Source organism: Pseudomonas sp. B8(2017), from assembly GCF_002113575.1.
GTDB classification, from domain to species: domain Bacteria; phylum Pseudomonadota; class Gammaproteobacteria; order Pseudomonadales; family Pseudomonadaceae; genus Aquipseudomonas; species Aquipseudomonas putida_Z.
Genome location: NZ_NEIO01000005.1, coordinates 287,906 through 305,598, shown reverse-complemented (window position 1 = coordinate 305,598; position 17,693 = coordinate 287,906). Strand labels below are relative to the sequence as shown.

The window sequence follows — 17,693 nt, the reverse complement described above, 5'->3', positions numbered from 1 at the left end:
CCACAGGTACTGCACAGCTCCCGAGAGCGGCGCAATCCTGTGGGAGCGGGCAAGCCCGCGAAAGGGCCGGTACAGGCGCTGCAAGATCTCCAGGCAAAAAAAAGGGGCGCCGACCAAGCGCCCCACAAGCCGTAAAGCACACAACAAATTCAGTTGGCGTCCAGCAGCGCCATCGCTTCCGCACTGCACGCTTCGATCCGCGCCCAGTCGCCGTTCTTGATCCAGCTGCTGTCGAGCATCCAGGTACCACCCACGCACATCACATTGGGCAGCGCCATGTAGTTGCGCACGTTGGCCGGGTTCACCCCGCCCGTAGGGCAGAAACGAATATCGCCGAACGGGCCGCCAAAGGCCTTGATCGCCGCTACCCCGCCGCTGATCTCCGCCGGGAACAGCTTGAAGCGGCGGTAGCCCAGGGCGTAGCCCATCATGATTTCGGACGGCGTGCTGATGCCTGGCAGCAGCGGGATCTCGCTGTCCACACCAGCTTCGAGAATGTCTTGGGTAATGCCTGGCGTAACGACGAATTGCGCACCCGCAGCTTCAACCGCGGCGAACATGCCACGATCGAGCACGGTGCCGGCACCGACACAAAGCTCCGGGCGCTGCTCGCGCAACACCTGGATGGCCTTCAGGCCATATTGCGAGCGCAAGGTCACTTCCAGGGTACGGATACCGCCGGCGGCCAGGGCGTCAGCCAGCGGCAGGATGTCTTCCTCACGGGCGATGGTGATCACCGGCAGGATGCGCGCCTCTTTGCAAATGGCGTCGATCCGTGCGGCTTTGTCGGCCATCGAGAGCTTGGGCTGTGGGCGTTCGAGGGTGGTCATGACTGTGGATCCTTGGCTCATGGGCACCAGTAGATGTCCAGGGGGGCGTGAAGAAAAGCGCGTATCGGCATTTCGGAAAGGTCGGTGCCAGCCAGCGCGGCGCGCAGGGTAGCGAGTTTGCCCTGCCCTTGTAGGGACAGCGCGGTAAAGGCGGAACTGGCCAGCAGCGAGCGGGTCATCGAAAGGCGCTGGCGCGGTACGCTCGGTGCCAGCAAAGGCAGGCAGCGGCGTGGGTTGGCCAGGTCGAGGCCTGCCTCCAGGTTGGGGCTGGCAGGGAACAGCGAAGCGGTATGGCCATCATCCCCCATGCCCAGCACCAGTACGTCGATCGGCGGCAGCTCGGCCAGGGCCTGATCGGCCTTGCCCGCGGCGGCATCGAGGTTCTCCGCCTGCTGGTAAAGGCCAACGAAGCGGGCCTTGGCCGCCGCGCCCTTGAACAGGTGGCGGGCCAGCAGGCCGGCGTTGCTGTCGGCGTGCTCCACCGGCACCCAGCGCTCATCGGCCAGGCTGACGGTGACCTTGGCCCAGTCGAGGTTTTCGCTGGCCAGCTGCTCGAGGAACGGCACCGGGCTGCGGCCACCGGACAGCACCACGCAGGCCTGGCCCTTGGCGGCAATGGCCGCACGCAGGCGCTCGGCCACGTCATGGGCCTGGGTTGCGGCCAGAGCTTTGGCATCCGCCAGCTCGTGTACCTTCACAGCCGCTGGCAGTTTCAGTTCAGATATCCCCATACCACGCCCTCCCATCGCGTGTGATCAGTGCAATCGAGCTCATCGGCCCCCAAGAGCCTGCCGCGTATGGCTTGGGCGCATCGCCCGCGTTACGCCAGCCGGCGATCAGCTGGTCGCACCACTTCCACGCATACTCGATTTCGTCCTTGCGCACGAACAGGTTCTGGTTACCGCGCATCACTTCGAGCAACAGCCGCTCGTATGCATCCGGAATCCGTGCACTGCGCCAGGTATCGGAGAAATTCAGCTGCAACGGGCCGCTGCGCAGTTGCATGCCTTTGTCCAGGCCCTGCTCCTTGGTCATCACCCGTAAAGAGATGCCTTCGTCCGGTTGCAGGCGGATGATCAGCTTGTTACCGATCTGCAATCGCTGTTCCGGGGCGAAGATGTAGTGCGGCGTTTCCTTGAAGTGGATGACGATCTGCGACAGCTTCTGCGGCATGCGCTTGCCGGTACGCAGGTAGAACGGCACCCCCGACCAGCGCCAGTTGCGGATGTCGGCACGCAGGGCGACGAAGGTTTCGGTGTCGCTCTGGGCGTTGGCGTTGTCTTCTTCCAGGTAACCAGGCACCGGCTTGCCATCGCTGTAGCCGGCGATGTACTGGCCGCGCACCACACGGGTGCTCAGCCCTTCACCGGTGATCGGTGCCAGGGCCTTGAGTACCTTGACCTTCTCGTCACGGATGGCATCGGCCGACAGTTCGCTGGGCGGGTCCATGGCGATCAGGCACAGCAGCTGCAGCAGGTGGTTCTGGATCATGTCGCGCAGCTGGCCGGCCTTGTCGAAGTAGCCCCAGCGGCCTTCGATACCGACCTTCTCGGCGACGGTGATCTCCACATGGGAGATGGAATTCTGGTTCCACTGGGTTTCGAACAGGCTGTTGGCGAAACGCAGGGCGATCAGGTTCTGCACCGTTTCCTTGCCCAGGTAGTGGTCGATGCGGTAGACCCGGCTCTCTGGGAAGAACCGCGCCACGGCATCATTGACCCGGCGCGACGACTCCAGGTCGTGGCCAATGGGCTTCTCCAGCACCACCCGGGTGCGTTCGGCCAGCCCGGCCTTGTCGAGGTTTTCGCAGATGGCCCCGTACACCGCCGCAGCGGTGGCGAAGTAGGCGATCAGCGGCAGCTCGCCCGGCAACTGCTCGGCCAGGGCCTGGTAGCCCTCGGGCTGGAGGAAGTCCAGGTGCTGGTAGCTCAGCCTGGCGAGGAAACGGCCCAGCGCGGCGGGCTCGATATCGGCCTCGGGCACATGCCGGCGCAGGTGCGCTTCGATACTGTCCAGGTGGCCCTGCGCACTACCGGCCTCGCGGGCCAGCGCCAGCAGGCGGGTTTCCGGGTGCAACAGGTTGGCCCGGTCGAGCTGGTAGAGCGCAGGAAACAGCTTGCGCAATGCCAGGTCGCCGAGGGCGCCAAACAGGGCAAAGGTGCAAGGTTCGACACTGATCGCAGCCATGATGTTGGTTCTTTCCTAAAGTTGGTCTAGGAATACCGCTTTCACATACGGTTTTCAAGGGATAATGTAGTAAAAACCACAACATTACACACAAGTGTTACAGACAAGTGGTACGTCAACCGCGCCGACAGTACGATAGACGACCGTGCAAAAAGCCTGCTGCTCCAACAGCCGGCTGTCTTCCCGACCCAAGGACACACCCATGGACCGCGTGCGAAACCTCCTGGAACAGATCCAGGGCCGCCTCGACGAGCTGAACAAGGCCGAACGCAAAGTCGCCGAAGTCATCCTGCTCAATCCGCAACAAGCCACCCGTTTCAGCATCGCTGCGCTGGCCCAGGCGGCCAAGGTCAGCGAACCGACCGTCAACCGCTTCTGCCGCTCGTTCGGCGTCAGCGGCTACCCCGAGCTCAAGCTGCAGCTGGCGCAGAGCCTGGCCAGCGGCGCCGCCTACGTCAGCCGCGCGGTGGAGGCTGACGATGACCCGGCAGCCTACACCCAGAAGATCTTCGCCAGTGCCATCGCCTCGCTCGACAGCGCCTGCCAGCAGCTCGACCCGCAACAGGTCAGCCGTGCCGTGGACATGATGATCCAGGCCCGGCAGATCCACTTCTTCGGCCTGGGCGCCTCGGCCCCGGTGGCGCTGGACGCCCAGCACAAGTTCTTCCGCTTCAACCTGGCAGTATCGGCCCACGCCGACGTGCTGATGCAGCGCATGCTGGCCTCGGTGGCGCACACCGGCGACCTGTTCGTCATCATCTCCTACACCGGGCGCACCCGTGAACTGGTCGAGGTGGCCCGCCTGGCCCGGGAAAACGGCGCCTCGGTACTGGGCCTGACCGCTGCCGGTTCGCCACTGGCCAATGCCTGCAGCCTGAGCCTGCACATTCCGCTGCCGGAAGACACCGACATCTACATGCCGATGACCTCGCGGATCATCCAGCTGACCGTGCTCGATGTGCTGGCCACCGGCATGACCCTGCGTCGCGGCGTGGACTTCCAGCCGCACCTGCGCAAGATCAAGGAAAGCCTCAACGCCAGCCGCTACCCGATCGAGGACGACGAGCTCAACTGAGCCGGTGCGCCTGCAGGCGCAGGTGGGCACGCTGCCCCGGCGCCAGGCTCAGGCCCTCGCCACTGCCGCTGGCGGCCTCGACACAGACGAAGCGCTGGCATTCACGCCCGGTCACGCCCATCAGCGGGCGGTTGCCCGGGTGCCACACCACCGTGTCGTCGCTGTCACCGGTATCGATGCACAGCTCGCGCTGCCAGGCCGGGTCCTGCAATTGCACCCGCGGCGTGCCGGGGTAGACCTTCTGGCAACCGCCCTTGAGCTTCAGCGCGCCATCTTCACGGCAGGCCTGGCGGTTCAGACGGTCGTAGCCTTCGATATCCTCCAGCCCGGACAGCGCTATCTCGGACACGTCACTGATGCGCCAGTAGGCCAGCAGGGCATGGCTCAGCTGACAGGGTTCGCTGTCCTGGTGCTCGGTGCTCAGGCTCAGCTCCATGCGGCTACCCAACCGGGCATGCAGGTCGACCTGCCAGTCGCACAGGTCCAGCCGCCATTTCAGGGTTACGCCCTCCTCGTCCTCACGGCTGTCCACCAGCTTCCAGTCGAGCAGGCGCGCCCAGCCATGGGCGGGCCACAAGTCCTCGCTGGGGTGGCGTCCATACCATGGCCAGCACACCGGCACGCCACCGCGGATCGCCCCCACCTGCGGCCACTGCTCGGCGCACCACAGCCAGGGCCGTTCACCCACTGGTTGAAAATGCAGCAGTTGCGCACCCTGGCGGCTGAACACCGCCTGGCAACGGGGATGGTCGATGATCAGCACATCGCGCTGCTGGTAACGCTCCCACTCGAATGTCGGCCGGGGCCGCTGCGAGGTGAAGAAGCGATGGAGCGGATGTTCGGGCATGGTTCAGAGCTCTTGTTGTTTGAGATAGCGCTGTCTCGGCCTATCCCCGACAACCACTGAAGACCAGTGGTTGCCGGGTACCGAAGTGGATTGGCGTAAATTTACAACAATTGCTCTCAGAATGACGACTGAATCTTCAACCCTGCGACCAGCGCGTTGTCCACCTCATCCACGCCGCCGGGGCTCTTGATGTACTGCAGGTTGGGCCGCACGGTCAGCCAGTTGGTGACGTGGAAGCCGTAGTAGAGCTCGGCGTTGTACTCGGTACGCTGCAGCGGCACGAAGCCTGGGTTGTCGTAATCGCTGATGCCGCTCTGGGCGTTGAGCAGTTCGGCGCGTTTCTTCACATCGTCATTCACATGAATGCGCGCCACGCCGAAGCCGATATCGTCCTTGGGCCGGGCGTCGAATGCGCCTTTGTAGACCAAGCCCAGTTGCTGATAGTTGTCGACGACGTTGGTGGCCTTGTCGTGCACGGTGAAGTTGGCGAACAGGCTCAGGCCACGGTTTACATCGCCGCCATGGGCAGTGACCTGCTGCTGTGCCACCACCCACCAGCCATGCTTGCTGGAGTGCGACTTGAAGGCCTCGCCCGTCAGCGCCTGCGGGTTGCCGTTGACGTCATCGAACACATCGTCGGCCTTGGCCGTGCTGTAGTAATAACCCAGGCGGTACTCGCCCGGCAGGCCATTGACCTTGGGTGACCACACCGCTTCCACCGGCAGGATCGCGCCTTTGGTGCCGCTGCCACTGAGCTTGAAGCCGTTGCCGGTTTCCAGGTTGGAAGGGTTCTGCTCGAAGGCACCGACCTGAACGAAGAATTCCGGGGTGATGTTGTATTTCACCCGCAGCGCCCACTGGCTGACCGGCCAGTTGTACCAGATGCCGCCAACCCAGTTGCCCACCTGCGAGCCGCAGAAGGCCAGGTTCTGGAAGTCGCAGGGGAAACTGTTGAAGTCCTCGCCCTCGCCGAAGCGGCCAAATTTGACGTCCAGTGCGCCGTCGAAGTACTTCTGCTTGACCCACATCTGGGTCAGGCGCCAGGTCTGGCCGCGGCCCCACACCTCCTGCACCGAGCTGAACTGCCCGGCGCGCGGGTCGCTGATGCGGTCGTTGGACAGGTTGCGGCCGCTGCGCTCGGTGATCGCCAGCTTGAACTCGGCGTCGTGCCAGCCAAAGATTTTCTGCAGGTCCAGGTGCGCGCCGAGGGCGAACTGGTCGCTGTAGCGCGCAGTCTTGTCGTCGTTGTATCCACCGTGCAGGTTACCGGCAACCTCGCCGACGTAATCGAGGGTGAAGTCATAGCCCTTTTCCAGCAACTCGGTGCGGGTGCCGCCCCAGTCGCCGGTCATCCACTTCGATTCGCTGGAGAAAGCTTCGGCAGCCTGAACGCTGCTGCCAACAGCCATCGCCAGTGGCGCGAGCAAGGCCAGCGAGCCCAATGTCCTGATGCGTTTGCGCTGTTCCATCCCTTTGCGTCCTCTTTTTCTTATTTGATGGTGTAGACGAGTTATCGGCCCTTGAAGTGCGCCACGTTGTCTTTCATGGTTGCAGCAGTGGTGGCCAGGTGCAGGCGCTCGCCGCTGGCGGCGTCGAACAGCAGCACCCGGGCTGGGTCGAATTGCAGGTTCAGGTTATCGCCGACCCGGCACGCCACATCCGGCGCCAGGCGGCAGCAGACCTTGGTCTGGTTGAGGGTGACGAATACCAGCAGGTCTGGCCCGGTGGGCTCGGTCACCTGCACCTCGGCGCGAATGCCGGGCAGGCCATTGCCCTCGGCTGCGCCCAGGGCAATCTGCTCGGGGCGGATGCCGAGGATGACCTCGCGGCCATCCATCTCGTCCGCGGCCATTCCCAAGGGCAGCTCGCAACGCGCCTGGCCGCTGTCGAGCACGGCCAGCAGGCGCCCGTCCTGTTGCGTGAGGCGCACCGGGATGAAATTCATCGGCGGCGAGCCGATGAAGCTGGCGACGAACTGGTTGGCCGGATCGTTGTAGATTTGCTGCGGGGTGCCGAACTGCTGGATGATGCCGTCCTTCATCACCGCCACCTTGTCGCCCAGGGTCATGGCCTCGATCTGGTCATGGGTGACGTACACGGTGGTGGTCTTCAGGCGCTGGTGCATCAGCTTCATTTCGGTGCGCATCTCGACGCGCAACTTGGCATCGAGGTTGGACAGCGGTTCATCGAACAGGTAGATCTTCGGCCGCCGTGCCAGCGCCCGGCCCATGGCCACGCGCTGTTGCTGGCCACCGGACAGCTGCGCCGGCTTGCGTGCCAGCAAGTGCTCGATCTGCAACAGCTTGGCCACCCTCGCCACTTCCTCGTCGATTGCAGCTTGCGGCAGCTTGCGGATCTTCAGGCCGAACTCGATGTTCTCGCGCACGCTCATGGTCGGGTACAGCGCGTAGGACTGAAACACCATGGCGATGTCGCGGTCCTTGGGGCTCATGCCGCTGACGTCCTGCTGGTCGATGAGTATCGCGCCGCCGGTGATCTGCTCCAGCCCGGCGATGCAGTTCATCAAGGTCGACTTGCCGCAGCCCGAGGGGCCGACCAGGATCAGGAACTCGCCATCCTTGATCGACAGCTGGATGTCCTTGAGGGTGTCCGGCAAACCGCTGCCGTAGGTCTTGTTCACATTGCGAAGTTCGAGCGTTGCCATGACTTACCCCTTTACCGCGCCAGCAGTCAGCCCGCGGACGAAATATTTGCCTGCCACCACGTAGACCAGCAGGGTTGGCAGGCCGGCGATCATCGCCGCCGCCATGTCGACGTTGTATTCCTTGGCCCCGGTGCTGGTATTGACCAGGTTGTTCAGGGCCACGGTAATCGGTTGCGAATCGCCGCTGGAGAACACCACGCCGAACAGGAAGTCGTTCCAGATCTGGGTGAACTGCCAGATCAGGCAGACCATGATGATCGGCGTGGACATCGGCAGGATGATGCGGCGGAAGATGATGAAGAACCCGGCACCGTCCAGGCGCGCGGCCTTGACCAGCGCATCGGGGATGCTTACGTAGAAGTTGCGGAAGAACAGCGTGGTGAAGGCCAGGCCGTAGACCACGTGTACCAGCACCAGGCCGGTCGTGGTGCTGGCCAGGCCGAGCTTGCCGAGGGTGAACGAGGCCGGCAGCAGTACAGTCTGGAACGGCAGGAAGCAGCCGAACAGCAGCAGGCCGAAGAACAGCTGCGAACCGCGGAAGCGCCACATCGACAGCACATAGCCGTTCAGCGCGCCGATGGCGGTGGAGATCAGCACCGCTGGCACGGTGATCATGATCGAATTCCAGAAGTAACCGCTGACCGTGCTCCAGGCCTTGACCCAACCGATGCCGGTAAATACTGCCGGCCAGCTCAGCAGGTTGCCGGTGCTGATATCTTCCGGGGTCTTGAAGCTGGTCAGCAGCATCACCACCAGCGGTACCAGGTACAGCAGCACCGCCAGCAACAGCACCGCGTGGATGGCGATGCGGCTCGGGCTAAGCACCGCTTTGTCGAGAGGGCTATGCATGGCGTTTGCTCCGCAGCTCCGAGTACAGGTAAGGCACGAGGATCGCCAGGATCGCCCCGAGCATCAGGATGGCGCTGGCCGAGCCCATGCCCATCTGGCCGCGGCTGAAGGTGAACGAATACATGAACATCGCCGGCAGGTCGGACGAGTAGCCTGGGCCGCCGGCAGTCATGGCCGCCACCAGGTCGAAGCTCTTGATGGCAATGTGCGCGAGGATCATCAGCGAGCTGAAGAACACCGGGCGCAGGCTGGGCAGTACCACGCGCCAGTAGATGCGCGGCAGGCTGGCGCCGTCGATCTGCGCGGCGCGGATGATCGACGGGTCGACGCCACGCAGGCCGGCGAGGAACATTGCCATGATGAAGCCCGAGGCCTGCCACACGGCGGCGATCACCAGGCAGTACACCACCCGGTCGGGATCGATCAGCCAGTCCAGGCGAAAGCCCTCCCAGCCCCAGTCACGCAGCAGCTTGTCCAGGCCCATGCCGGGGTTGAGCAGCCACTTCCAGGCGGTGCCGGTGACGATCATCGACAGCGCCATGGGGTACAGGTAGATGGTGCGGATGAAACCTTCGCGACGAATGCGCTGGTCCAGCAAGACCGCCAGCACTACGCCGATGACCAGGCTGATGGCGATGAACAGGCCGCCGAACAGCATCAGGTTCTTGCTTGCCACCCACCAGCGGTCGTTGTCGAACAGCCGGGCGTACTGCGCCAGGCCGGCCCATTTGTAGGTCGGCAGGAAGGTCGAGGTGGTGAAGGACAGGACGAAGGTCCAGAGGATGTAGCCGTAGAAGCCCACCAGGACGATGAACATGCTCGGCGCCAGCACCAGCTTGGGCAGCCAGCGCTGTAGCGCGTCCAGGGGTGAGGCCCGCAGTTGGGCGGTTGCTGTGGTCATGATTTGGTACCCAAAGCCCAGGCAGTGTGGGGCACTGCCTTTTGTGTTGTCGGTACTGGCCCTATCGCCGGCAAGCCAGCTCCCACAGGTAACCCACAATTTTCAAAGGCAATGAAAATCCTGTGGGAGCCGGCTTGCCGGCGATAGGGCCGTCAGCGTTTTACTGGGCAGCCTGGATCGCCGCCGCCAGCTTCTTCGCCGCATCGGCCGGGTCGGCCTTGGGGTCGTTGATGTAGTTGGTCACCACATCGAAGAACGCGCCCTGCACGGCCAGCGTGGTGGCCATGTTGTGCGCCATGCTCGGCTGCAGGCCGCCATTTTTGGCATCGGCCAGGAAGTCTTTGGCGGAGGTTTGCGCGCAGGCGTCGAAGCCATACTTGCCCATGTCGGCCAGCATGTCGTTGCGCACCGGGATCGACCCCTTGTTGCTGCTGAAGACCTTCTGGAAGTCCTCGCCCAGCACCTTGCGGGCAATATCCTGCTGGCCGGCAGACGTGCCGGCGTCGTTCTGCTTGAACACCACCAGCGAGTCGATGTTGTACAGGAACGCCTTGTCGGTGCCGGGGAATGGCACGCACTGATAGTCCTTGCCGGCGGTTTTCTTCGCCAGGGTCCATTCGCTCTTGGCCCAGTCGCCCATGATCTGCATGCCGGCCTTGCCGTTGATGACCTTGGCCGCTTCCAGGTTCCAGTCCTGGCCTTTGCCATCCGGGTCCATGTAGGTGGCGACCTTTTTCAGTTCGGTCAGCGCCTTGACCATCTGCGGGCCGGTCAGGGCCGCGCTGTCGAGGTCGACCATGGCCTTCTTGTAGCCATCGGCCCCCATCACCGCCAGCACCACGCTTTCGAACACGGTGCTGTCCTGCCACGGTTGGCCGCCATGGGCGAGCGGGATGAAGCCGGCGGCCTTGAGCTTGTCGGCGGCGGCGTAGAATTCGTCGAGGGTGGCTGGCGCCTTGTCGATGCCAGCCTTCTTGAAGACGTCGGGGTTGATCCACAGCCAGTTGATGCGGTGGATGTTCACTGGCACGGCGACATAGTCACCGTCGTACTTCACGGTGTCCGCGACCTTCTTGTCGAGCAGGGAGTCCCACTTTTCGTCCTTGGCCACGCCCTTGAGCACATCGGCGTCGAGCAGGCCGGTGGCCGCCCAGTCCTGGATGTCCGGGCCCTTGATCTGCGCGACACCCGGCGGGTTGCCGGCCACGGCGCGGCTCTTGAGCACGGTCATGGCGGTGGCACCACCACCACCGGCGACGGCGCCGTCTTTCCAGGTGAAGCCATCTTTTTCGACCTGGGCCTTGAGCACATCGACCGCCGCTTTTTCACCACCGGAGGTCCACCAGTGCACGACCTCGACACTGCCTTTGGCATCGGCAGCCAAGGCACTCAGCGGGAACAAGGAGGCCAGTGAGATTGCGGCAGCGAGACGGAGCGTGGAATTCATCGAAGCACCTTTCTTGTTGTTATGCCGTGCAAGTCGATCGCTTGCGTTGCATGAAGTCTAAACAGCGTGCTCGCCTCGCCAGGTAACGAAGCGATGCGTGAATGTCATCGTTTGGTTACATTGCCGGCCAGGTTACTGGCCAGGCTGGGTGCCAGTGGCAAGCCCGGCAGCAGCAGCGCCTGGTAGGCATGGTAGAGGTCGGGCTTGCCTGGCCAGATGGTCGCGGCCGGCTGGTTGTGCGCATCGAGTTCGTGGTGCCAGCTGCCAGCGCCGTGGTCGATGAAATGGTTGGCGATGAAGTCCCAGCAACGGCGGTACCACTGCTCGTAGTGCGCCTCGCCCGTGCGCTGCAACAGGGCCGCGGCGGCGGCGCAGGCTTCGGCATGCACCCAGTGCAGGCGTGCGCGCACCACCGGGCGATCGTCCCAGTCCAGGGTGTAGATGAAACCGGGCGCGCCATCGACGTTCCAGGCTTGCTGGCAGGCTGTATCGAACAACGCGCGGGCACAGTCTGGCAGCCACTGCGGGGCATGCAGGCGGGCCCGTTCCAGGCTGGCTTCCAGATGCAGCAGCAACCGCGCCCACTCCAGGGCATGCCCGGGCGTGGAACCATAAGGCCGGAAGTGGTCGGCCGGGTGCGCCTGGTTGTAGTGCGGCAGTGGCTGCCAGAGGGCGTCGAAATGCTCGATGACCCGGTAGCCGTTGGCGGCGGCATGGGTATGGATGATGCGTTCGGCGATGCGCAAGGCGCGTTGCAACCACAGGCTGTCGCCAGTGACGTCTGCCAGGGCCAGGAAGGCCTCGACCGCATGCATGTTGCTGTTGGCGCCACGGTACTGCTCGGGCAACTGCCAGGCACGGGAGAAGGCTTCCCGCAGGGCACCCTCCTCTTCGCTCCAGAAATGCGCTTCGAGCACCTGCACCGCGTCTGCCAGCAGGGCTGGTGCACCGCCAGCACCTGCCATCACCGCCGAGCTGGCGGCCAGGGCGACAAAGGCATGCAGGTAAGCCGCCTTGCCGCTGTCGTCATGGCCACCGGGGTGGGCGAACCAGCCGCCGTAGGTGGCATCCTGCAGCGCGCCACGCAGGGCGGCCACACCGTGTTCGGCATAGGCCAGGTAGCCGGGCACGCCCTGCAGGTGGGCCAGGGCGAAACAGTGGGTCATGCGGGCGGTGATCAGGGTTTCGGCGCGGGCACCGGGGGCAAGCAGGCCTGCGGCGTCGAGGCTGCCGAAGCCATCGGGCAGTTTCGAAGCCGTGGCGAAGGCCAGCAGGCGCTGCCCTTCGGCCATGCGCCAGGCGGTGTGGGCCGGGGCGTCGAGCCAGCGGGTGGAAGCCAGGTTGGAGGTGCTCATGGGCCAGCTTGATCCTTGCCAGTCGTCTGCGAATTCTAGCCAGCGGGGTTGGGTGGGTTGTCACGAAGGACAGTGGGTTTGTCACCGAGTAGTTACATTTGTGTGACCCGCAATGGCCCTATCGCCGGCAAGCCAGCTCCCACCTCGACCGCATCGACCTGAAGCCATGCGCAGTCCCTGTAGGAGCCTGGCTTGCCAGCGATGAGGCACTGACAGGCAACACAAGACAGTTGCTTCAACAAGGCCCGCAAAAATCTCAAGGCTTGCGCTGTACCTGTGGGAGCTGGCTTGCCGGCGATAGGGCCGGTACAGGCAATACAACCCTTCAGTCCATGCCCCGCGGCAGATACAAGGTCACCCGCAACCCGCCCTCACGCAGGTTCAGCAAACTCACCTCCCCCCCATGGCTATGGGCAATGTTTCGCGCAATCCCCAACCCCAGCCCGTACCCCTGCTGCTGCCCGGCCAGACGGAAGTGCGGCTCGAACACCTGTTCCAGTTGCTGCTGCGGCACCCCCGGCCCCTGGTCATCCACCTGCAGCACGAACCCCTCGGCACTGTCGATGATGCGCAACCGTGCCCGCTCGCCGTACTTGATGGCGTTGTCGATCAGGTTGCCGATGCAGCGCCGCAGCGCCAGCGGCTTGCCCGGGTACGGCGCCAGCGCCCGGCCTTCGAGCGTGATGCGGCCATCGCCCAGGTAAGGCTCGGCCAGGATTTCCAGCACCTGGTTGAGATCGACCGGCTCGATGTTCTCGTGGATGTCGGTGTCCTTCACGCACTGCAACGCGCCTTTGACCAGCAGCTCCAGCTCGTCCAGGTCCTGGCTGAACTTGGCCTGCAGGCGCTCGTCCTCCAGCAGCTCGACGCGCAGGCGCAAGCGGGTGATTGGCGTGCGCAGGTCGTGGGAAATGGCACTGAACAGCTGGCTGCGCTCGGTCAGGTAGCGGCTGATGCGTTCGCGCATACTGTTGAACGCACGCCCCACCTCGACCACCTCGCTGCCACCACCTTCGGCCACCGGCGCCACATCGGCGCCCAGCGACATCTCCCGCGCAGCCCGCGCCAGGCGCTTGAGCGGCCAGCTTTGCCAGTGCACCAGCAAGCCGATGAACAACAGCAGCAAGGCCGTGGTCAGCACGATGAAGCCGATCTGCTGACGCGGCAGGCGCTCGGCCTCCAGGCTGGTGTAGGGCTCGGGCAGCAGCGAGGCGATGTACAGCCACTCACCCTCGCCCAGGCGGATCTGGGTGACCAGCACCGGCGGGTTGAGTGGCTCCAGGGTCAGCGAGTAATGCGCCCAGGAGCGTGGCAGTTCGTCGAGCTTCAGGCCGCTGTTGAAGATACGCAGGTCGTCCGGCCCGACGAACTCCACGGAAATTTCCATCTGCGAACCCAGGCGCTCATGCAGCACTTGCTGGAACACATCGATCACTGCCTGCTTGCGCGGGGTAACGGGCAGTAGCGGCATGTCCAGCGGCTTGGCGTTGAGCGACACGAAAAAGCGCGTGCCGCCCATGCTGCGCAGCTGGTCGAGGACCATCGGCCGGTAGGCCACCGGCAACGAACGGAAGTAGCTGACACTGGCACTCATCGAATGAGCCAGGCTGCTGGCGCTGGCACGCAGGCCCTGCAACTGGCTGGCGCGCAATTGGGCAACCCAGATGATGCTCGACAACCCCTGGGCCAGCAGCACTACCAGCAAGGTCAGCAGCAGCATGCGCCCCAGTAGCGAGCGCGGCAGCAGTCGCCAGCGCCGCTCAGGGCGCATTACAGACATGGGCAGCCAACAGGTAGCCGCTGCCGCGTACGGTGCGGATCAGCCGGGGGGGTTTGTCGGTATCGCGCAGGCGCTGGCGCAGGCGACTGACAGCCATGTCGACGATGCGGTCAAGCGGCATCGGCTCGCGGCCACGGGTGGCGTTGCCGATGGTGTCGCGGTCGAGGATCTGCTGTGGGTGGTCGAGGAACAGCTTGAGCAGGGCGAAGTCGGCGCCGGAGAGAATCACCTCCTCACCGTCGCGATGGAACAGGCGGTGGCTGACCGTGTCCAGGCGCCAGTCGTCGAAGGCCAGCACCGCACTGCTCGGCGCCGCCTGGCCAAACTCGGCGCGACGCAGCAGGGCCTTGATCCGCGCTTGCAGTTCGCGGGGGCTGAACGGCTTGCCCAGGTAGTCGTCGGCGCCCAGCTCCAGGCCGATGACCCGGTCGGTTTCGTCGGAGCTGGCGGTGAGCATGATGATCGGTACCCGTGCCTGGCGCGGGTGCTGGCGTACCCAGCGGCACAGGCTGAAGCCGTCTTCGTCGGGCAGCATGACATCAAGGATGACCAGGTCGCAGGGGGTGGACTCCAGCGCGCGGCGAAAGCCCTTGCCGTCGGCTTCGGCATGCACCTGGAAGCCGGAGCGGCTCAGGTAGGTTTGCAGCAGTTCGCGGATTTCCTGGTCGTCGTCGACCATCAGGATCGATTTGCCGGCAGTGCTCAAGGTGGTCCGTCCTTTTGTTAGTTACAGGTCTTTGTTGCCTGTTTCTTATTGGGGCCGCTTTGCGGCCCTTCGCGGGCTTGCCCGCTCCCACAGGTGTGTCGCTATGCCCATGACTTGTGCGATCCCTGTGGGAGCGGGCAAGCCCGCGAAGGGCTGCAAAGCAGCCCCAGTCAGTGATCCAGCGCCTGCTGCAAGGCTACCCCAGCCCCCAGCAACCCGGAAAACTCCGCCGTCACCAGCCAAACCGGTACGCCAGCGAAATAGCCACTCATGCAGCCCTTGTCGGAAAAACTCACGGCAAACCCGCTGCGCACGAACAGCTCGGCAAAGCGCGGGATCACGCCGCCGACAATATAGACCCCACCCCGCGCGCCCAGCGTCAGAACATTGTTACCAGCGACTCGGCCGAGGAACCGGCAAAACTGCTCGATCACCGCCAGCGCCCGCGGCTCGCCGCCGAGCGCGGCATCGGTGATCTGTGCCGGGGTCTTGTGTCGGGGTGTGTCGCCGTCCAGCGCGCAGATTGCCTGGTACAGGCGCAGCAGGCCACCGCCACTGAGCACGGTTTCGGCGCTGACATGGCCGATCTGCCCGTGAATCTGTTGGTGAATCGCCGCTTCGCGGGCATTGCCCACCGGCAGGTCGACGTGCCCGCCCTCGCCCGGCAGGGCATGCCAGTGCTGTTCGCCCAGGCGCAATAGCGCACCCACGCCCAGCCCGGTACCCGGGCCGATGACCAGGGCCGGCCGCGACAGGTCCGCCTGGCCTGGGCACACTTCGCGGAACTCGCCGGGGCGCAGGCGGGTCATGCCCAGCGCCATGGCGGTAAAATCGTTGATCAGCAGCAGCCGCTCGACCTGCAATGTCTGGCAGAAGGCCACGCGGCTGAGGCGCCAGTGGTTGTTGGTGAAGCGGAACTCATCGCCATCGACCGGCCCAGCCACCGCCAGGCAGGCAGCAGTCACGCCGCCGCGGGTAATGCCCAAGCCTTCAAGGTAAGCCTCGATGGCCTGTTCCGGGCTGGTGTAGTCCTCGGTGGCGAAGACCTTCACTTCGTGCAGCTGGTTGTCACGCCACAACGCAAAACGGGCATTGGTGCCGCCGATGTCGCCAACCAGCAGGTCCTTCATTTGAGGTTCTCCAGGGCCGAGGTGAACGCACTGGCGCCCTGCTCTGCCGGGCTGAACGCCATGCGCATGAAGCCGAACAGCTCGCGCCCGCAGCCCAGGTCGTTGCCCTGTGGCGCTGGCGGCAGGTCGCGGCTGGCCAGTTCTTCGGCCGACACCATTACCCGCAGCGTGCCTTCGACACCATCGACCCGCACCATATCACCATCACGCACCCGTGCCAGCGGGCCGCCGTCATAAGCCTCTGGGCAAACGTGAATGGCCGCCGGGATCTTGCCCGAGGCACCGGACATCCGCCCGTCGGTCACCAGCGCCACCTTGAAGCCACGGTCCTGCAGCACGCCGAGGAACGGTGTGAGCTTGTGCAGCTCGGGCATGCCGTTGCAGCGCGGGCCCTGGAAGCGCACCACGGCGACGAAGTCACGCTCCAGCTCGCCGGCCTTGAACGCATCGGCCAGCGACTGCTGGTCGTGGAACACCCGCGCCGGGGCCTCGACCACCTGGTGCTCGGGGGCGACAGCGGACACCTTCATCACACCGCGGCCAAGGTTGCCCTCCATCACCCGCAGGCCGCCTTCGGCCGAGAACGGCCGCGCCACCGGGCGCAGGATGCTTTCGTCCAGGCTGTGCTGCGGCCCTTCGCGCCACACCAGCTTGCCGTTGTCGAGGAACGGCTCCTGGGTGTAGCGGCGCAGGCCATGGCCGGCCACGGTGTTGACGTCTTCGTGCAGCAGCCCGGCATCGAGCAGCTCGCGGATCAGGAAGGCCATGCCGCCCGCGGCCTGGAAGTGGTTGATGTCGGCCTTGCCGTTGGGGTAGACGTGGGACAGGGTCGGTACCACCTCGGACAGGTCGGCCATGTCCTGCCAGGTCAGCTGGATACCCGCGGCCTGGGCAATCGCCGGGATGTGCAGGGTATGGTTGGTCGAACCACCGGTGGCGTGCAGGGCGACGATGGAGTTGACCAGCGCCTTCTCGTCGACGATTTCACCCAGCGGCATGAAGCTGCCGCTGGCCTTGGTCATGCGCGTGACCTGCTGCGCGGCCTCGGCGGTGAGCGCGTCGCGCAGCGGTGTGTACGGGTTGACGAACGAGGCGCCCGGCAGGTGCAGGCCCATCACTTCCATCACCAGCTGGTTGGTGTTGGCAGTGCCGTAGAAGGTACAGGTGCCAGGGCTGTGGTAGGACTTCATCTCCGACTCCAGCAGCTCTTCGCGGCTGGCCTTGCCTTCGGCGTAGCGCTGGCGCACGTCGGCCTTCTGCTTGTTGGAAATGCCGGAGACCATCGGCCCGCCCGGAACGAAGATGGTCGGCAGGTGGCCGAAGCGCAGCGCCCCCATCATCAGGCCGGGGACGATCTTGTCGCAGATGCCCAGCATCAGCGCGGCGTCGAACATGTTGTGCGACAGGGCCACGGCGGTGGACATGGCGATCACTTCGCGGCTGGCGATGGCCAGCTCCATGCCCGGCTCGCCCTGAGTCACGCCATCGCACATGGCCGGCACGCCACCGGCGAACTGGCCGACCGAGCCGACCTCGCGCAGGGCTTGCTTGATCTGCTCGGGGAAGTGCTGGTACGGCTGGTGCGCCGAAAGCATGTCGTTGTAGGCCGAGACGATGGCCACGTTGGCCGCGTTCATCAGGCGCAGGGTCTGCTTGTCGTCGCTGCCGCAACCGGCCACGCCATGGGCGAAGTTGGCGCATTGCAGGCTGGCACGCATGGGGCCATCACTGGCCGCGCCGCGAATCAGTTGCAGGTAGCGTTCGCGGGTGGCACGGCTACGTTCGACCAGCCGCTGGGTGACCTCAAGGATGCGCGGATGCATGTACTGGACTCCAGGCTAATTGTAAGGGCGGTTTACCGGGCATTTCCCCTCCAAACGATTGCGGCCTAGGCTCAAGGTAGAGGAGCCCGCTGCATCGG

General features: G+C 64.7%; 15 protein-coding genes. 1 reads left to right on the top strand and 14 read right to left on the bottom strand.

The genetic code is table 11. The features are described from left to right. Positions 1–149: 149 nt before the first annotated feature. From CAG22_RS11080 to zwf, 3 genes are read right to left on the bottom strand one after another with little or no spacing between them, the layout of a single operon-like run. Positions 150–830, bottom strand: a complete 681-nt coding sequence (locus CAG22_RS11080) for a bifunctional 4-hydroxy-2-oxoglutarate aldolase/2-dehydro-3-deoxy-phosphogluconate aldolase (protein WP_015269102.1) — start codon at positions 828–830, stop codon at positions 150–152. Positions 831–847: 17 nt separating this feature from the next. After that, positions 848–1,561 carry a 6-phosphogluconolactonase gene (pgl, locus tag CAG22_RS11075; RefSeq protein WP_085705472.1) on the bottom strand — a complete coding sequence of 238 codons (714 nt, stop codon included), beginning with the start codon at positions 1,559–1,561 and terminating at the stop codon, positions 848–850. After that, positions 1,548–3,017: a glucose-6-phosphate dehydrogenase gene (gene zwf, locus CAG22_RS11070; RefSeq protein ID WP_085616745.1), complete on the bottom strand. Its 1,470-nt coding sequence runs from the start codon at positions 3,015–3,017 to the stop codon at positions 1,548–1,550. Before zwf ends, pgl begins: the two co-directional genes overlap by 14 nt. A 211-nt stretch (positions 3,018–3,228) precedes the next feature. Here zwf and hexR point away from each other — a divergent pair, with 211 nt between their 5' ends. Continuing rightward, positions 3,229–4,092 (top strand): DNA-binding transcriptional regulator HexR, encoded by an 864-nt coding sequence (hexR, locus tag CAG22_RS11065; protein WP_169774905.1) that lies wholly within the window; start codon positions 3,229–3,231, stop codon positions 4,090–4,092. Here hexR and CAG22_RS11060 read toward each other — a convergent pair. The 11 genes from CAG22_RS11060 to edd all read right to left on the bottom strand — a co-directional run bounded on the left by CAG22_RS11060 (position 4,085) and on the right by edd (position 17,595). Next, complete coding sequence (locus CAG22_RS11060) at positions 4,085–4,939, bottom strand: D-hexose-6-phosphate mutarotase (protein WP_085705471.1); 855 nt, start codon at positions 4,937–4,939, stop codon at positions 4,085–4,087. The genes hexR and CAG22_RS11060 overlap by 8 nt on opposite strands. 116 nt (positions 4,940–5,055) lie before the next feature. Continuing rightward, entirely contained in the window at positions 5,056–6,348 is a 1,293-nt protein-coding gene (locus tag CAG22_RS11055) for a carbohydrate porin (RefSeq protein ID WP_230397116.1), read from the bottom strand. 101 nt (positions 6,349–6,449) lie between these two features. After that, complete coding sequence (locus tag CAG22_RS11050; RefSeq protein WP_013971127.1) at positions 6,450–7,604, bottom strand: ABC transporter ATP-binding protein; 1,155 nt, start codon at positions 7,602–7,604, stop codon at positions 6,450–6,452. Between the two features lie 3 nt (positions 7,605–7,607). Beyond that, on the bottom strand, positions 7,608–8,453 hold the full coding sequence (locus CAG22_RS11045; protein ID WP_085705470.1) for a carbohydrate ABC transporter permease: 846 nt from the start codon (positions 8,451–8,453) through the stop codon (positions 7,608–7,610). Further along, positions 8,446–9,354: a carbohydrate ABC transporter permease gene (locus CAG22_RS11040; protein ID WP_085705469.1), complete on the bottom strand. Its 909-nt coding sequence runs from the start codon at positions 9,352–9,354 to the stop codon at positions 8,446–8,448. The genes CAG22_RS11045 and CAG22_RS11040 overlap by 8 nt, the downstream gene beginning before the upstream one ends. 160 nt (positions 9,355–9,514) lie before the next feature. Next, positions 9,515–10,801 (bottom strand): ABC transporter substrate-binding protein, encoded by a 1,287-nt coding sequence (locus CAG22_RS11035; RefSeq protein ID WP_085705468.1) that lies wholly within the window; start codon positions 10,799–10,801, stop codon positions 9,515–9,517. A 104-nt stretch (positions 10,802–10,905) separates the two neighbouring features. Then, positions 10,906–12,156 carry an AGE family epimerase/isomerase gene (locus tag CAG22_RS11030; protein WP_085705467.1) on the bottom strand — a complete coding sequence of 417 codons (1,251 nt, stop codon included), beginning with the start codon at positions 12,154–12,156 and terminating at the stop codon, positions 10,906–10,908. A gap of 325 nt (positions 12,157–12,481) precedes the next feature. Beyond that, on the bottom strand, positions 12,482–13,936 hold the full coding sequence (locus CAG22_RS11025) for an ATP-binding protein (RefSeq protein WP_085587525.1): 1,455 nt from the start codon (positions 13,934–13,936) through the stop codon (positions 12,482–12,484). After that, complete coding sequence (gltR, locus tag CAG22_RS11020; protein ID WP_085587523.1) at positions 13,917–14,642, bottom strand: two-component system response regulator GltR; 726 nt, start codon at positions 14,640–14,642, stop codon at positions 13,917–13,919. Before gltR ends, CAG22_RS11025 begins: the two co-directional genes overlap by 20 nt. A 170-nt stretch (positions 14,643–14,812) precedes the next feature. After that, on the bottom strand, positions 14,813–15,772 hold the full coding sequence (locus tag CAG22_RS11015) for a glucokinase (RefSeq protein ID WP_085705466.1): 960 nt from the start codon (positions 15,770–15,772) through the stop codon (positions 14,813–14,815). Continuing rightward, positions 15,769–17,595, bottom strand: coding sequence for a phosphogluconate dehydratase (edd, locus tag CAG22_RS11010; RefSeq protein WP_015269093.1), 1,827 nt, complete (start codon positions 17,593–17,595; stop codon positions 15,769–15,771). The genes CAG22_RS11015 and edd overlap by 4 nt, the downstream gene beginning before the upstream one ends. Between the last annotated feature and the right edge of the window lie 98 nt (positions 17,596–17,693).